At 33.1% G+C, this 17460-nt stretch carries 14 protein-coding genes and 1 tRNA gene; 13 read left to right on the forward strand and 2 right to left on the reverse strand.

Annotated features, from left to right (window positions below; genetic code table 11):
• The first annotated feature begins 1 nt into the window (after window position 1).
• From ACJJV4_RS12050 to ACJJV4_RS12075, 6 genes are read left to right on the forward strand one after another with little or no spacing between them, the layout of a single operon-like run.
• Window positions 2-1003 (forward strand): nucleoid-associated protein, encoded by a 1002-nt coding sequence (locus ACJJV4_RS12050; RefSeq protein ID WP_405294745.1) that lies wholly within the window; start codon window positions 2-4, stop codon window positions 1001-1003.
• On the forward strand, window positions 996-2282 hold the full coding sequence (locus ACJJV4_RS12055) for a hypothetical protein (RefSeq protein WP_405294747.1): 1287 nt from the start codon (window positions 996-998) through the stop codon (window positions 2280-2282). The genes ACJJV4_RS12050 and ACJJV4_RS12055 overlap by 8 nt, the downstream gene beginning before the upstream one ends.
• A 2-nt stretch (window positions 2283-2284) precedes the next feature.
• A complete protein-coding gene (locus ACJJV4_RS12060) occupies window positions 2285-3805 on the forward strand; it encodes a restriction endonuclease subunit S (RefSeq protein ID WP_405294749.1) in 1521 nt (506 codons plus the stop codon).
• Window positions 3802-5361, forward strand: a complete 1560-nt coding sequence (locus tag ACJJV4_RS12065) for an AAA family ATPase (protein WP_405294751.1) — start codon at window positions 3802-3804, stop codon at window positions 5359-5361. The genes ACJJV4_RS12060 and ACJJV4_RS12065 overlap by 4 nt, the downstream gene beginning before the upstream one ends.
• The gene (locus ACJJV4_RS12070; protein WP_405294752.1) at window positions 5354-6037 is read left to right on the forward strand and encodes an HNH endonuclease; all 684 of its coding nucleotides are present in this window, start codon (window positions 5354-5356) and stop codon (window positions 6035-6037) included. The genes ACJJV4_RS12065 and ACJJV4_RS12070 overlap by 8 nt, the downstream gene beginning before the upstream one ends.
• Before the next feature lies 1 nt (window position 6038).
• Window positions 6039-7562: an N-6 DNA methylase gene (locus ACJJV4_RS12075; RefSeq protein WP_405294754.1), complete on the forward strand. Its 1524-nt coding sequence runs from the start codon at window positions 6039-6041 to the stop codon at window positions 7560-7562.
• Window positions 7563-7654: 92 nt separating this feature from the next.
• Here ACJJV4_RS12075 and ACJJV4_RS12080 read toward each other — a convergent pair.
• A tRNA-Leu gene (locus tag ACJJV4_RS12080) sits at window positions 7655-7734 on the reverse strand.
• 146 nt (window positions 7735-7880) lie between these two features.
• Here ACJJV4_RS12080 and ACJJV4_RS12085 point away from each other — a divergent pair.
• The 3 genes from ACJJV4_RS12085 (at window position 7881) to pth (ending at window position 10378) form a co-directional block, all read left to right on the forward strand.
• Window positions 7881-8822, forward strand: coding sequence for a ribose-phosphate pyrophosphokinase (locus tag ACJJV4_RS12085; RefSeq protein ID WP_405294756.1), 942 nt, complete (start codon window positions 7881-7883; stop codon window positions 8820-8822).
• 56 nt (window positions 8823-8878) lie between these two features.
• Complete coding sequence (locus ACJJV4_RS12090) at window positions 8879-9496, forward strand: 50S ribosomal protein L25/general stress protein Ctc (RefSeq protein WP_405294758.1); 618 nt, start codon at window positions 8879-8881, stop codon at window positions 9494-9496.
• 255 nt (window positions 9497-9751) lie between these two features.
• Window positions 9752-10378, forward strand: coding sequence for an aminoacyl-tRNA hydrolase (gene pth / locus ACJJV4_RS12095; protein WP_405294760.1), 627 nt, complete (start codon window positions 9752-9754; stop codon window positions 10376-10378).
• A gap of 14 nt (window positions 10379-10392) precedes the next feature.
• On the opposite strand, the gene ACJJV4_RS12100 is transcribed toward pth, so the two are convergent.
• On the reverse strand, window positions 10393-13104 hold the full coding sequence (locus tag ACJJV4_RS12100) for a reprolysin-like metallopeptidase (RefSeq protein ID WP_405294762.1): 2712 nt from the start codon (window positions 13102-13104) through the stop codon (window positions 10393-10395).
• A gap of 220 nt (window positions 13105-13324) precedes the next feature.
• Between ACJJV4_RS12100 and ACJJV4_RS12105 the strand changes: the two genes are divergently transcribed.
• From ACJJV4_RS12105 to ACJJV4_RS12120, 4 genes are all read left to right on the forward strand, one after another.
• Window positions 13325-14257: a bifunctional riboflavin kinase/FAD synthetase gene (locus ACJJV4_RS12105; protein WP_405294764.1), complete on the forward strand. Its 933-nt coding sequence runs from the start codon at window positions 13325-13327 to the stop codon at window positions 14255-14257.
• Complete coding sequence (locus ACJJV4_RS12110; RefSeq protein ID WP_405294766.1) at window positions 14250-15572, forward strand: HTTM domain-containing protein; 1323 nt, start codon at window positions 14250-14252, stop codon at window positions 15570-15572. Before ACJJV4_RS12105 ends, ACJJV4_RS12110 begins: the two co-directional genes overlap by 8 nt.
• A 122-nt stretch (window positions 15573-15694) precedes the next feature.
• Window positions 15695-16966, forward strand: a complete 1272-nt coding sequence (gene serS / locus ACJJV4_RS12115) for a serine--tRNA ligase (protein ID WP_405294768.1) — start codon at window positions 15695-15697, stop codon at window positions 16964-16966.
• Between the two features lie 165 nt (window positions 16967-17131).
• Window positions 17132-17254 carry a hypothetical protein gene (locus ACJJV4_RS12120; protein ID WP_405294770.1) on the forward strand — a complete coding sequence of 41 codons (123 nt, stop codon included), beginning with the start codon at window positions 17132-17134 and terminating at the stop codon, window positions 17252-17254.
• The last annotated feature ends 206 nt before the right edge of the window (window positions 17255-17460 follow it).

Below are 17460 nucleotides of genomic sequence, written 5' to 3' on the forward strand. Positions count from 1 at the left end.
TATGAAAATTAAAAGAATAACAATTCATCAAATCAAAAAGAAACAAGGTGTGTCTGAAGCTCATTTAGTAGCATCAGATGATTTAATTCCGATTGATGATAAAGTTGAGTTTTTAGTAGAGAAATTGAATGATGCATTTAAAAAAGATGAAAAAGTTATACGTACAGAATTTATTGAGGATCAAGATTTGTTTCAAAAATCTCTAAGAAGATTTGCAAAAGATATTAATGATGATTCTTTTTATAAGTATACTACAACATCTATAAAACGGATAAAAAAATTGTTACAAGCCACACCATTAGCAACAGGTGGATATTTTGTATATGTAAACTACAAGCATAGAAAAATTAATTACTCAGGAGTTTTCATTGTTAGAGATAGTGAAGAAGTAATTTTCGACAGAAATGATAAAAACACTTTTGTGGTCAATAAAACTACGATTATTAATACTGAAAAATTAGCGATGGCTGTAAGGATAGACCTAGACAGACTAATAAAAAAACAAAAAAGATATCTTCAATTTACACATAAGCTATCAAGTACTTCAAATTATTTTTCTGAGTGGATAGAGGCAGATTTATTAGATAAAAGCGCTGATGATACAAAAGCTTTAATAAGTTTAATAGATGGTTTAACAGAATTTCCTATTGATCCAGAAACAGGTGACAATTTTGATAGTGAAAAATTTAGAGAAAAAGTATTTGATTACATTAATTCGTCAGGTCGTGTTGTAAGACTGCGTGAGTTGGGAAAAACCTTTTGGGATGACTCTGATTTTTTAACTGACTATATTGATGAAAATGATATTAGCATTAGTCACCAATTTCAGGCAGTTAGTACTATTCTAGGACGTCTTAAAAAGTATGAATTAAAATCAGGGAAAATTAAATTAAGTTTTTCTAGAGCCGATATTGAAAGTGGAAGAGTTGATATAGGTAATGATGATCAGATTATTATAACAAACGAAGCATTAAGAACTAAATTCGATGAATTATATGGCTAATACTTTAGAAGTATATTTAGAGGTGTTAGATGAAAATCGAGAAATAATCGAATATGATTCTGAAAATACTAAAGAACTGCGTTTTCCTATTAAAAGTGATTACGAAGACCTTCTAAATAGGCACAATATCAAGTATAATCAGAAGGCAGGGAAACTATGTGTTGAAAAGCTTAATCTTCCTTTTTCTTACTTCATTAATATTGATGAATTTAAAAATGAAGTGCGTTATAAGCACCTAAAAAAAGATTGTATAATTCATAACTATGATGATAGTTATTTGTTCTTTTCAAAACATGACAATAAAGCATTATCAAATGGAAAAGAAGTAGATGTATATATATTTAATAACACAGTATGTTATTTTAAGTCAAAAGATTTTTTTAAATCTAATTATACATACAACGATGGGGAGTTTGAATTTACCGACTTTTACTCAGATACGGATTGTGTTATTGGTTTCTCTCTACCTGGAGATAAGAGCAGGTTAGTTTTAAAGTTTCCTAAAACGGGAATACCTAATCTGTCGTTTATAGAAGATTATAGCAAAAATTATGATGAATTTGTTACTGTTTTTAATGAAAGTAAGCACCATCCAATATTTTTGAAAAACGCTATGGTTTCTAATTTATTACAATCAGGTAAAGAAGTCTATAAAGCCTTTTTTGATAAATTAATCAAGATTAATAGAGATGCAAAACTTAATTTTAATGTTTATTTACATGAACTTTCTCTCGATAAAATAAAAGCTGAGTACAAAGAATATAAAAAAAAATACTATGGAAATCAGAACGAGATACTAAATAAAATTTCTTCTCAAGTTTTAGCTTTACCAGTTTCGGTTGCAGGTTCTGCATTTGCATTATTTAAATTAAAAGACTCTACATTCGCAATTATATTAATCTGTTTTGCTTTGTGTGCGTTTGTTGTATATGTGAGCTATATAGTTGCAATTTATTGGTATGATATTATCACAATGAATAGGCAAATGGATTATGACTTTACCTTGATAAAAGAACACAAGTTTTTTAAGGATAATGAAGGTGAATTAAATCATTTTCAAGAAATACATGAAGATTTGAAGAATAGAGTTAATAAATTAAAAACAAGCCTAAGATTAATTAATGGTCTTGTTTGGGTATTGAATTTAGGGTTAATTATTTTTGGTTTTACTATTTTGAGTACCTATTCTGAAATTCAATATTTAATTATGATACTTGTTGGTCTAACTTTATATGTAACAATGAGTCATTTTTTCATATTTAAAGACCAGAACACCTAAATATGAGAGAAGATTGGATCGAAAGTACGTTAGATCAAGTATGTGAAAAGGTATTAAAGGTAAAGCGAAAGGAAATGCCTTTATCCGAAAAATTAAAGTATTTGGATATTGGAGCAATAGATAATCACGTAAACAAAATAATAAGTCATAAAGAATATACTTGGGAAGACGCACCATCACGAGCTCAACAAATAATTAAAAAAGATGACGTTTTATTTTCCACAGTTAGGACGTATTTAAAAAATATAGCGAAAGTAAATAAGGAAGAATATAATGATGAAATAGTTTCATCTGGCTTCACTGTACTAAGATCCAAAAAAGGTGTTTTAGATTCAGATTATTTGTTTTTCAGAAGTTTATCTACAGTCTTTTTAAATTCTTTAAATAAGTTACAAAGAGGGACTTCTTATCCAGCTGTTAGGGATAAAGATGTTTTTGCGCAGATTATTCCTCTTCCACCTTTAGTTGAACAAAAAGCAATTGTAAAAAGGATAGAAGAACTTTTTAGTAGTTTAGATAGTGGTATTACCGACCTTAAAAAAGCACAAGACCAATTGGTTATTTATAGACAAGCGGTTTTAAAAAAGGCTTTTGAGGGGGAATTGACGAAAGAATGGAGAGAGAAACAAATTAACTTACCAACTGCCAATGAATTGTTGGAGCAGATAAAAGAAGAACGCCAAAAACATTATGACGAACAATTAACAGATTGGAAAGAAGCTGTTAAAGTTTGGGAGAAAAATGGTAAAGTTGAAAGAAAGCCAACAAAACCAAGAGCATTAAAATTTGTTGATGAATTTACCGAACTTGAATTATCAGAATTAGATAAATTACCCACAGAATGGAAATTAGTCAAATTAGGCAATGTGTTTCAAGTTTTCGTTGGCTCAACGCCAAGTCGAAGCAAAATAGAATATTGGCAAAATGGTAATATTAATTGGGTTAGTAGTGGTGAAGTGGCATTTAAATCAATTTATCAAACCAAAGAAAAAATAACTGCCAAAGGTTTAAATAACGCTTCAACTTCTTTACATCCTAAAGGAACAGTAATGTTGGCAATGATTGGTGAAGGAAAAACAAGAGGTCAAGCTGCTATTTTAGAGATTGAAGCTTGTCATAATCAAAATACAGCTGCGATTAGAGTTTCTGAAATTGGGTTTGAACCAAAATATTTATTTCACTATCTATTTTTAAAATATGAAGGAAATAGAAGAGTTGGTTCTGGTAATAATCAAAAAGCTCTTAATCAAGGGCGAATAATGAATTTTGATTTCCCTCTTTGTTCTATTCAAGAACAACACCAAATCGTCAAAGAAATAGAAAGTCGTTTATCGGTTTGTGATAAAGTTGAAAAAGACATTGCAGACAGTTTAGAAAAAGCCCAAGCCTTACGCCAAAGTATTCTCAAAAAAGCATTTGAAGGTAAATTGTTAAGCAAAGAAGAAATTGCAAAATGTAAAGCCGATGCAGCTTATGAACCTGCTAGTGTTTTGTTGGAGCGGATAAAAAAAGAAAAAGTATGAAAGGGTTCAGAATAATAAGTTTATCTCTAACTAAACATCCTATACTTGGCACTAATGAGTTTAAGTTTTATGATGGCGATGACCACGATAAAAACTCGCCCTATTTTACTATAATCATTGGCCCAAACGGTACAGGTAAAAGTGAAATTTTAAAATGCTTATTATTGATTTGGAGAGATTTCTATCAGCATTTTGTGCCCGAAGAATCACAATATAAACCACTACAGTTTTTTTTTACATTAGAGTATACAATAGGTGGTAAAGTGTATAAGTATTCAAATGGTCTTAATATGAAACTTATAGCCCTCACTACAGCTGGCAAAACCCATTTAAGAGGAAACCTGTTTGATTCAAATTCTAAAACTGTTTCAATTTCTGATGAAGAGTATTACAGTTACTATCCACTTCAGATAGTTGCTCAATCTATAATGATGACAGATAAGTTCTTTGTCCAACGAAACGAAAAAGAAAAAATACGGTTTGCACCATACCATTATTTGGGCATTAGAAGCACAAGACAGCAAACAAGTACAGGATTTTACGTCCGAAGAACAGTTGAATTAATTATTAAGGCAATAGAAAATAAATATTTCCAAAAAGGAATAAGTAACTTAATAGATTTTGTTGGTGCAACAGGTTCTTTTATGGTTCAGTATAAAACGATAAATTATAAAATGTTTTATACAGGAAATCTAACTGCAGAAATATTAGATGCACACTTTAAAGAGATTGAAAAAAATTATGAAGGTAAGATAGCGCCATTTAAATTAGCAGATTTTAAAAAACTAAAAAAGAACGTTACGGAGTTGCTTAATAAAGTGAATTTTGTAAACCAGCTTGTTAATGAAAATAGGCTAACTGATATTAGAAAAAGTAGCGCAAAGACATTGAATTTTGATTTACGCGATAATGACCAAATGGCATTTCTAAAAGAACATCAATATGATATTGATTGGTTACGGAAAATTGGGTTAATAACCGCACCGACTATTAAGTTTTCAGATAAAGATGTAGAGTTACAAAATGCAAGTTCTGGTGAATTTCATTTGTTTACAACTATGATTGGCTTAATGGCTTCTACTCGTGCTGACAGCTTAATAATTATAGATGAACCTGAAATAAGTTTACATCCAAATTGGCAAATGAAATATTTGCAGTTTATTAGAGAATTATTTGCAGATACAGATAGAGTAACATCTCACATAATTATAGCTACTCACAGTCATTTTTTAGTTTCAGATTTACCAGGAGAGAATTCAAATATTATTGGATTAAAAAAGAGAGACGGAGAAATTGAGTCTATTGAGATTAGCAAAAATACTTATGGTTGGTCTGCAGAAGAAGTTCTTTTAGAAGTTTTTCAAGTTCCTACTACAAGAAATCATTTTATTTCCGAAAAAATAGGCGAAATATTGGATGAAATTGCAAATCCTGATAAAAACACTGGTGTAATAAAGTCTTTAGTGAATGAATTAATAGAGAAAAACATTGATAAATTATCCAAAGAGGACCCTTTAAAAGAAATCGTAGATAAGTTAATTGAAAAGTATGGCTAAACTCGATAAAATTTTAGATTACTCATTAAAAGGCAAGACTTATCCAGTTAAAAATGCGGAACAGGCCATTTTAAATGCTAACCCAACATACTTAAAAGATGACTGGGAAAAGTCGTGTTTCAAAAATTTAAAAAGCAATGTTCGAAAACATTATGCAAGGAGACAAAACAGAAAGTGTGCTTATTGTAGAATCACTATTAGTCCAGATGGCAGTGGAAATGCAATTGAACATATTGTACCTAGAATAAAAAAACCACAATGGATGTTTGTACAACATAATTTATCAATCGCATGTATTAATTGTAATTCTTCTAAAGGAGTAGAAAACACAATGATGCAGCATGAAAACAATTATGGACACTCACCTAACCATTGTCCCACAGATACAAATGAGTTTAAAATTTTTAATCCACATTTTGATAAGTGGTCAGATCATTTCGAAATCCAAGATGAGTTTTTTTTAGTCCCAAAGCCAAATACGAAAGGTCCTGATACATATAAGTTATGTAATTTACATAGATATATTATTGTCCTTGATTATATTGACGAACTTAACGTAAGAAAAAAATCTTTTAAATCAATAACAAAAAGATTGAGAAAAGAAAAAAGACCACACGTAAAAGAGCAATTAGAATTGGCTAAAGAGTCTATTCTTGAAATGATAGAAAATAATTAAAATGACAGATTCAAGTATAATATCAAAAATATGGAACCTCGCAAACGTGCTTCGTGATGATGGAGTAGGTTATGGAGATTATTTAGAGCAAATCACCTATTTGCTATTCTTAAAAATGGCAGATGAATTAAACAAACCACCTTATAATAAAGGGTTGGTTTTTCCGAAACTAAAAGATGTTGAAGGCAACGAAATAGAAGATTCGGAAATTTGCAATTGGGAAACACTTTCTGGAAAACGTGGTGCAGAATTAGAATCGTTTTACAGTCAATTGCTGCGAACACTTTCTACAGAAAAAGGAACGCTTGGACAAATTTTTACAAAAAGCCAGAATAAAATTCAAGATCCAGCCAAACTGCTAAAAGTCATTAACCTAATTGACAAAGAGGATTGGTCGATGATGGGAGCTGATATAAAAGGTAAAATCTATGAAGGACTTTTAGAGAAAAATGCAGAAGACACCAAAAGTGGAGCTGGACAATATTTTACACCAAGAGCATTGATAAAAACAATGGTAGCCTGTGTAGAGCCAAAACCATTAAAAACTATTGTTGACCCGGCTTGTGGAACTGGTGGTTTCTTTTTAGCTGCCTACGATTGGATTGTAGATAACAACAAATTAGACCGAGAAGAAAAAGAGTTTTTAAAGAACAAAACCTTTTACGGTAACGAAATTGTTGCCAACACACGTAGGATGTGTTTAATGAATATGTATTTGCACAACATTGGAGAAATAGACGGAGAATCGTTTATCAATCCTAATGACGCCTTAATTGCAGATGATGGTGAACGTTACGATTATGTGTTAGCAAATCCGCCTTTTGGTAAAAAAAGTAGCATGACGTTTACCAACGAACAAGGAGAAATTGTAAAGGAAGATTTAAGTTATAATCGTCAAGACTTTTGGGAAAAAACGTCCAACAAGCAATTAAACTTCTTGCAACATATAAAAACACAATTAAAAATAAACGGAGAAGCAGCTGTTGTGCTTCCTGACAATGTATTGTTTGAAGGTGGAGCTGGAGAAGAAGTTAGAAAGCAATTAATGCAAACTACTGAATTGCACACTATCTTAAGATTACCAACAGGAATATTCTATGCTCAAGGCGTAAAAGCAAATGTTTTGTTTTTTAACAACAAGCCTGCATGTAAAGAGGCTTGGACAAAAGACATTTGGTTTTATGATTACAGAACAAACGTACATCATACACCAAAGAAAAGTCCAATGCGTCAAGAGCATTTAAAAGAGTTTATTGAGTTGTATAATGGTAAAAACATTAACAAACGAAAAGAAACTTGGAGCGAAGAAAATGAAGATGGTAGATGGAGAAAATACAGTTATGATGAGGTCATTGTAAGAGATAAAACCAGTTTAGATATTTTCTGGCTCAGGGATAAAAGTCTAACGGATTTAGATAATTTACCTGATCCAGACATTTTAGCTAATGAGATTATTGAAAATATAGAATCTGGATTAGCTAGTTTTCGTGAAATTATGGAAACGATAAACGGAGAAATAGATTGAAAAAACACTTCAAAATATAAATTTTTTCGGCAAAATGTCGGCCTAAAAAAACCGTAAACACCTGTCAATCATTTGTTTACGGTCTTAAAAAGTACTCAAGGCGGGAATCGAACCCGCACTCCGAAGAATCGGATTTTGAATCCGACGTGTCTACCAATTCCACCACTTGAGCGTTTGGAGCAGCAAAAATATAGATTTTTTCGATATATAACCCAAAAAATACGCATCAATATACATTTTAGGTAAAAATAAATCCATAAATTTGCACCCTGTTTAAAACAAGTGATAGTTTTATCGCTACAACACAACACATTAACCATGCCTATAGTAGTAACAGAAGCTAAAATTTTTGCGTGCACTCAAAGTAAAGTCCTTGGCGAGAAAATCGCTAAAGCTTACGGTGCAGAGCTAGGTAAAGTAATTACCTCAACCTATAGCGATGGTGAATTTCAACCGTCTTATGAGGAGTCTATACGTGGAGCACGTATTTTTATTATTGGTTCAACAAACCCAGGTCCAGAAAACTTAATGGAAATGTTGTTAATGATTGATGCTGCAAAACGTGCATCTGCCAGACACATTACAGCCGTTTTACCTTATTTTGGTTGGGCAAGGCAAGACAGAAAAGATAAACCAAGAGTGCCAATTGCGGCAAAATTGGTTGCAAAAATGCTAGAAGCAGCAGGAGCAACACGTATAATTACTATGGATTTGCATGCCGATCAAATACAAGGTTTTTTCGAAAAACCAGTAGATCACCTTTTTGCATCCACGATATTTTTACCATACTTACGCAGCTTAAATTTACCAAACTTAACTATTGCTTCTCCAGATATGGGAGGTTCTAAAAGAGCCTATGCTTATTCTAAAGCATTAAAAAGTGATGTAGTAATTTGTTATAAGCAACGTGCAAAAGCTAATGTAATTTCACATATGGAACTTATTGGTGACGTAACAGGTAAAAACGTTGTGTTGGTAGATGATATGGTTGATACAGCCGGAACATTAGCAAAAGCGGCCGATTTAATGATGGAGCGTGGTGCATTAAGTGTTAGAGCTATATGTACACATCCAATTTTATCTGGTGATGCGTATAAAAAATTAGAAAAATCAAAATTAGAAGAACTTATTGTAACCGATTCAATTCCGGTAAAACCATTAAGCGATAAAATTCGTGTATTAAGTTGCGCAGATTTATTTGCTCAAGTTATGGATAAGGTTCATAACAATACATCTATCAGTTCAAGTTTTGTAATGTAATTTTTCCTGAAAAGGAAAATACAAATTAGAGTATTAATTAAATATATATATTAAAAATGAAATCAATTACAATCAACGGATCTCAAAGAGAAAGCGTAGGCAAAAAAGCAGCAAAAGCCTTACGTAATGCTGGTCAGGTTCCTTGCGTATTATACGGAGGAGACAAACCAGTACATTTTGCATCAGCAGAATTAGCCTTCTCAAAACTAGTATACACGCCTAATGCGCATACAGTTGTGATTAATTTAGAAGGTGGTGAAACTTTCAATGCCGTTTTACAAGACATTCAATTTCACCCAGTAACAGACAGAATTTTACACGTAGATTTCTATCAGTTATTCGAAGACAAAGAAATCGCTTTAGATATTCCTGTAAACTTAATAGGAAACTCAAAAGGTGTTAAAAATGGTGGTATCTTACGTAGAAACAACCGTAAATTACGTGTTAAAGCACTTCCTGCAAACCTTCCTGATTTTATTGAAGTAGATATTACTCCATTAAAAATTGGTGATAAAGTTGCCGTTAGCGAATTAGCAAACGAAAAATACACATTCTTACATACAGATAATACAGTTGTATGTCAAATTAAAACATCTAGAACAGCAGTTGTTGAAGATGAAGAAGAAGAAGAAGGTGCAGCAGCAGAAGTTCCAGCAGCAGAAGCTCAAGAATAGAACATATTCACATCAAAATACAAAAAGCATTCTGTTAATTCAGGATGCTTTTTTATTTTTACAAAAAATAATAATTTGGGCGTTACCCGAAAAGGGTCGGGCTTTACGTTGCAAGTCCGCGCTCCACCAATTACCATTGGTAAAGCTGTGGGCTTTTCACTGCAATCCCTAACGCAAAGGCAAACTTGTTAAGAATAGACAAGTATTATAAGTTAGGTGTATATTGGTTATGTTTGTTTAAAATAAAACCATAAAATGTGGCAATTTTTATTAAAAATATTCAGAAAAGAAAATAACATAGAAGAGCAAAATCCTATGAAAAAATATTTAGTAGTTGGTTTAGGTAATATTGGAGCAGAGTATGCAAACACACGCCATAATATAGGTTTCAAAGTGTTAGATCACTTAGCAAGCCAGGAAGACATCTCCTTTACCACTCAAAAATTAGGCGATCTCGCCACCTACAAGTTAAAAGGGCGCACTTTTATTTTACTCAAGCCAAGTACTTACATGAATTTAAGTGGTAAAGCTGTACAATACTGGCTTACCAAGGAGAAAATTCCTTTAGAAAATTTATTAGTAATTACCGACGATCTTAATTTACCCTTTGGTAGTATTCGTGTAAAAACAAAAGGTAGCGACGGTGGTCACAACGGATTAAAGGATATCCAAAGTACACTAAATACCACAAAATATAACAGATTTCGTTTCGGAATTAGCGATGCCTTCAGTAAAGGCAAGCAAATAGATTATGTTCTTGGCGAGTGGAGCGAAGAGGAAAACAAAACTCTAAAAGAGCGTTTAACCAAATCTGTAGAACTTATTAAATCTTTCGGTTTAGCAGGAATGAGTAATACCATGAATGGTTTTAACGGTAAATAAGTTTACAGTTTTAGTTATTCAACAATAATTTTCCTGGTATCCTGTTTAAAACCATCGGTTACATTTAAAATGTACATGCCCGATTGCACATGGTTTAAATTAATATTTTCGTTAATACTGCCATTACCTTCAAAAGCTTGTTTGTAGATGCGACGACCGCGTATATCATATACCTCAACATTAACTTCGTTAGATGTTGTAGCGAGCTTAAAGGTGAATTCGCCATTATTCGGGTTAGGGAAAACTTTTAATTCTTCAAGAGTAAAGGATGTTACGCTTAATGGGACTAGAGTAGTCTCGCAAATTTCAACATACCAAGAATTTAAAGTACCTGTATCTCCACTCTCTAAATCGGCATAAGCCAATGTCCAATTTCCATTAGAGTCCTCTCCATTAAAGCCGGATAAGCTTTCTATGGCTTTATAGGCTTCATTTCCTGAAGTACTGTTGCAATCCAAAGCGGTAGCGTCATCATCAAACTTAACCACTAAACTCCCTACGCTACAGTATAAAGGTGTTATTAAATTAATAGCTTCATTACTTGGGCTTATTAGGGCAAGCTGTAAATCTCCTTTGTAGCTGTGTGTAATATTTACGCCAACATTAATATCTGTTATAGTTGTAGATTCACTCACATTAAGACTGGTGTATTCAAAAGCTGTGGCATTATCTGGAATACTTGCGTTTGGCGATGCGCTATATTGGTTACAAGTTGTGGTAACTGTATATCCAATCGCAAAATCTTCATTATTTATTGCAAAAAAGATGTTGCCATCTGCTTCAATCATTATTCTACATTTTGCGGCTGTAATGTTTGGTACTGTAATATCTTCCGATCCATCGTTATCTACACTAGATGCTAGTGTTGTGGGATAAGTTAGTCCGCCATCGGTAGATAACAAAATATTTACTTTAGCTGTATTAATGCCATTAGCAGTGGTTCCTGCTACATCCCAAGTGATGTTCTCTGTAGCGCCTTGCGCCCAGCTTAAACCAGATGTGTTTTGAGATGTTACGGCAAACGGACCGGCTGCTGCCGTGGTAGTTACCATCATATCGGCCGAAGCTGTTCTTCCAAAGGTTTCATTATCCCTTACGGTAAGTTTAAAGTTGATATTGCGTGCCACCGATGGTAGTTTTTCCCAAGTTGTAGAACCGTTAAAATAAGCTAAATCTTGTAACGCAGGAATATATCTTGTTGGGTTAGTTGTGCCTTGATAAGAGCGTACTAATGGTCCGGTAGTGTTGGTTTCAGAAGGTAAACCAGAGCTGCCTAAATCGTATTGTTCCCAAGTGTAAGTATGCGATGTTGTGCCATCATTATCTGTCGATGATCCTGAAAGTTTATACGGTGTAGAGATTGGTATGGTATAATTAGTTCCATCTACTAAAGCTTCTGGTGCTGCATTGCCACTTGCTGTTTGAACACCGCAGGATGCACCATTAGGAGTGTTTAAATAACTCCAAATAAGTTGTAAGCTGTTTTGGTGAAAATAGTCGTTACTATTAGCTTGTATATTGTCTGGACTGCAAAGTCCTGCGTATGCCATTATGGTTGTTCCGCTTCCTGGTTCGTATGCGCTGGTAGATGTTCTGTTAGCGCCAGCACAGTTACTTTGATTACTATTAAAAGTGTGTGGGGCTCCAAATTGGTGGCCTAATTCGTGAGCAACATAATCAATATCGTACGCATCGCCAACAGGAGAAGACGAGCCTGTAACACCTCTTGCTTTTGATGTTGTACGGCATACAGATCCTAACTCTGCTAAACCTCCTGCTCCAGTGCTGAATGTATGCCCAATATCGTAATTACCGTTTCCAATAATATTATCGATTTGAGTTTGGCTTTCGTTTATTAATAGATCGTCATCATCATTAGTGAAAGAATCGGAACCTATAAAAATAACATCCATATTGTTTGCTACAAATTGCATACTTATAGATAATTCTCTTTCGTAAACCGCGTTAACTCTTGTCATAGTAACAATCATGGCATTCATGACTGCATTTTTTTTGTCGGTTGTAGTGGCAGAGGCATTTAGACCTGCAGCCATCCAATGAAATTCAGAATATTCAATAGTGCTTGCAATAGCTATTCTGTAGGTTCTAATAAATCCATCATTTAAAGCTGCAGTGGTTGCTTTGATTCCTGCTGTTTTTTCTGAAACTTCTTTACCAATAAAACCACAAGAAAAAGGATCGTCTAACTGGGGCAAATCACTTTTACTGTATACCAAATAGTTGTTTTGGCCGTAGCTTATTGGGTCTATAAATTGTGTTCCTTGATTAGCAGAGATAAGCATGGTGTGCAAGCCTTGTGGTGTTATACTAAATCGAATGGTGTTTTCTGGATTATCTATACTTTTTCCAATATAACTTCTAGAATCGGGCATTTTTGCCTGGAGATCTGGGTGTAAAATAGATGCTTCTCGTATTGTAAATTGTTCGAAACTTCCGCTAGAAACAGGAAAGCTTAAAACAACACTGGTTGTTGTTTTATCTTCTCGTTTTGGTGCGTTTTTTAAATAAGCTTTTAACCCTTCAATATTTAGACTATACTCTAATGACTTGGCAGGATTTGATTTTCGTACTAGGTTTTTAGAATTAGCAGCTTTGTTTTGAGACGTTTGTCCCCATAAATCTCGTCCGTTTTGGCTATTTCCAAAATTAGCAAAGAAAAAAACTAGTAATAAAAAAAGCGTCGATTTAGGGTGTAAATGTTTCATTCTTATAATTTTAAAAAAAGCATAGACAATAAAAATAGGTTGTTAAGTTAGGAATAACAAAAAAATCTTTGAAGGAGGTTAAAATAATCACGTTTATTGCGGTAAACCTTACCTTTCAACCCGTTTTTTAATCGAGTAACTTTCGTTTCTATTTTAAATAGTCGCTTTCTTTAATGGTTTAATACAGACTTAATAAGTAAATTTGTGCAAAATTGATACGTTGAAGTTAAGTAATTCTGCAAATGCTATAGAAAACCGCGATACCATTGTAACCATTGGTACCTTCGATGGTGTACATATTGGGCATCAAAAAATAGTTAAACGGTTAATTAATCAAGGAAATTTACAAGGGTTAAAATCTGTGGTTCTTACTTTTTTTCCGCATCCACGTATGGTATTGCAAAAAGATTCTAATATAAAACTGATAAATACAATCGATGAGCGCCATGATATTTTGGAGGCTTTGGGTTTAGATTATTTGTTGGTTAAAAAATTCACAATCGATTTTTCTCGCCTTTCGGCAGAAGATTTTGTAAAACAAATATTAGTGGATAAGCTGCGTGCAAAAAAAGTAATTATTGGTTACGACCATCGTTTTGGTAGAAATAGAAATGCAGATATTAACGATTTAAAAAAATTTGGTGAGCGTTTTGGATTTGAGGTTGAAGAAATTTCGGCTCAAGACATTGATGATGTTTCGGTAAGTTCTACAAAAATTAGAAGTGCTTTAATGGATGGAGATATTGCCAAAGCAAACAGTTATTTAGGTTATCAATTTATGCTTAACGGCAGTGTTGTAAGAGGTAAAGGTTTAGGTAAACAACTCGATTACCCAACAGCAAATATTAAAATTAATGAAGATTATAAATTGATACCAAAACAAGGTGCATACATTGTAAAATCTTTAATTAATGAGCGGCTGGTTTACGGCATGATGAATATTGGTATGAATCCAACCGTTAATGGAAGCAAACAAACTATAGAAGTTCATTTTCTAGATTTTGATAAAGATATTTATAACGAAAACCTTCAAATTAATTTGTTACAGCGCATTCGTGATGAAGAAAAATTTGAATCGGTTGAGGTTTTAAAAGCACAACTCTCAAAAGATAAAATTTTTACGCAAGATTATATCCAAAAGCTGAATGATTAATAAGTGGTTGTTTAAACATATTGATAACTCGGCACTTATTGTATTCCGTATTATTTTTGGGTTGTTATGTTTTTTAGAATCGGTTGGTGCAATATTTACAGGTTGGGTTACTAAAACGTTGGTAGAACCAAAATTCACGTTTTCGTTTATAGGTTTCGAGTGGTTGCAACCCCTTCCCGGAAACGGCATGTATTTTTATTATGCTATTATGGGAGCCTTTGCTTTAGGTGTTATGTTGGGTTATAAATACCGTTTTAGCATTATCGGGTTTACCTTATTGTGGGCGGCCACATATTTAATGCAAAAATCGTCTTACAATAACCATTATTATTTACTTATGTTGCTTAGTAGTATTATGGTTTTTATGCCAGCAAATACTTATGCCTCTATAGATGCGCACCAAAATAGTAGTATTAAAAGTTTCTCAATGCCCCAGTGGTGTAAATGGGTTTTTGTTTTGCAATTACTTATAGTTTATACTTACGCATCGGTAGCTAAGTTTTATCCCGATTGGATTGATACTACGGTTATTGAACTTTTAATGAAAGGGAAAAAAAACTATGTTTTAGTTGGCGAAATACTTCAGCAAAAAGTAGTGCATTATTTTCTAGCTTATGGTGGTATTTTGTTCGATGGATTAATAATTCCATTGTTGCTTTACAAACCAACGCGAAAGTATATGTTTTTTATTTCCATGTTCTTTCATTTGTTTAACTCTATTGTTTTTCAAATTGGAATTTTTCCTTTTTTATCTTTAGCTTTTTCTCTTTTCTTTTTTGAAGCAGAAACGATTAGGAACATCTTTTTAAAACAGAAACCTTTATATAGAGAAGGCGCTGTAATACTTCCGAGTAAAAAAACGGTTTTACTGGCTTTGTTTTCAGTATATTTTATAATTCAAATCGCATTGCCACTGCGTCATCATTTTATAGAAGATAATGTGTTGTGGACAGAAGAAGGTCATCGATTATCTTGGCGGATGATGTTAAGAGTTAAGCACGGCAGTACATCGTATACCGTAGAAAACAAAAAAACAGGAAATCGAGCGGTTATTAATTTAAACCATTATTTAACGGCAAAACAAAAACGTTCTGCAAGTACAAAGCCAGACGTTATGTGGCAATTTGCACAGCGCTTAAAGCAAGAATATCAAGCCAAAGGCGAGGATATTGCCGTTTATGTAAATTCTAAAGTAAGTATTAACGGTAGAAAGTATAAGCTTTTCACAGATAGAAAAGTAGATTTAGCGAGCATAGAGTGGCGAGCACTTGCGCATAGCGATTGGATTTTAACATCCGATTTAGAGGCTAAGTAAGTGGCACTGTTTACTTTTAATTGTTGCGAATCTATCATTGAAACTAATTAGCGAAATTCGTTGCTGCTAACGGCTTAAAATAATTACCAATTCCCTAAATTTGTTGCTTAAATTTTCAACACATGTTACAAGTACCTTTTATTAGAGAAAACAAAGATTTGGTTATTAGTCGATTGGAAAAAAGAAACATCGATGCTACCAGCATGATTAATGACGTTATTGCGCTAGATGAAGATCGTAAACGCATCCAAACGGAATTAGACAACACGCTAGCCGAATCCAATGCGCTTTCTAAAGAAATTGGAAACTTGTATAAATCTGGCCAGGCTCAAAAAGCAAATGTTTTAAAAGAAAAAACAAGCCAGTTAAAAGAGAGTTCTAAAGAACTTAGTGATACATTAAATACTACAGTCGAATCTCTAGCGCAATTATTGTATAAAATTCCGAATGTGCCAAATGAAACGGTACCTAAAGGAAGTACTGAAGATGATAACGAAGAGATTTTTAAAGAAGGTGATATTCCTGTACTGCATGCTGGAGCATTACCACATTGGGAGCTTGCTAAAAAATACGATATTATCGATTTTGAGCTTGGAAATAAAATTACAGGTGCAGGATTTCCAGTGTACAAAGGTAAAGGAGCTCGATTGCAACGTGCTTTAATTGCTTACTTTTTAGATAAAAATGTGGCGGCTGGATATACCGAATACCAATTACCGCTTTTAGTGAATGAAGCGTCTGGTTTTGGTACAGGACAATTGCCTGATAAAGAAGGGCAAATGTACCATGTTGGAGAAGATAACTTGTACCTTATTCCAACAGCTGAGGTGCCAGGAACTAATATTTTTAGAGATACTATTCTTGATGAAAGTGAATTACCTGTAGGGATTACAGGGTATACACCTTGCTTTAGACGTGAAGCTGGAAGTTATGGTGCACATGTGCGTGGGTTAAATAGACTACACCAGTTTGATAAAGTTGAAATTTTACGTGTAGAACACCCAGCAAACTCTTACAAGGCTTTAGATAGCATGGTAGAGCATGTTAAAGGTATTCTGCAAGAGTTGAAATTACCTTATAGAATTTTAAGACTTTGTGGTGGTGATTTAGGTTTTACGTCAGCGTTAACTTTCGATTTTGAATTATTTTCTACAGCGCAAGATCGTTGGTTAGAAATTTCTTCTGTATCTAATTTTGAAACTTTTCAAGCTAACCGATTAAAACTTCGATTTAAAAATGCTGAAGGCAAAAATGAATTAGCGCATACGTTAAACGGAAGTTCATTAGCATTACCAAGAGTACTTGCAGGAATATTAGAAAACTACCAAACGGAAGATGGTATTGTTATTCCAGAAGTGCTTCAATCTTATACCGGTTTCAAAATAATTGATTAACAGGTGTTTATATTTTAAATTGTAGTTAATTCTTACTTTTTATACTCATTTTATCGATGAAATACATGAAATAATAGTTTTTGTGTAGATATTCTATGGTTTTCTTTGCTTTTTCAAAAATAATTTTGACTTTAGCGTAACCAATCTACCAAACCCTATTTAACCATGAAAAATTTTAAGCGCATTTTATTACTTGCTATGCTCGCCTTTATTGCGAGTCAAGTTTTATTTTCAGATTTCGAAATAGTAAAAACAGAAAATAAAGTAGTAGCAATAGTAAACGAATAGATTTTATTAATTAAAATCGTAAAATTAATCACACCAAACAGCATGCAGATCGTGTTGAACTTGTCCCCAATTAAATATGATCTAGTTTTTGACTTGACAAAACGTTAATATAGAACTTTATTTTTGGTTGGTTATGCCCGAATTTTATTCGGGCATTTTTATTAGATCTATTTAAATAGCCTTTGTGTATAGGGTGTTGGTTGTCT

This window comes from Algibacter sp. Ld11, from assembly GCF_045066735.1.
In the GTDB taxonomy this organism is placed as follows: Bacteria; Bacteroidota; Bacteroidia; order Flavobacteriales; family Flavobacteriaceae; genus Algibacter.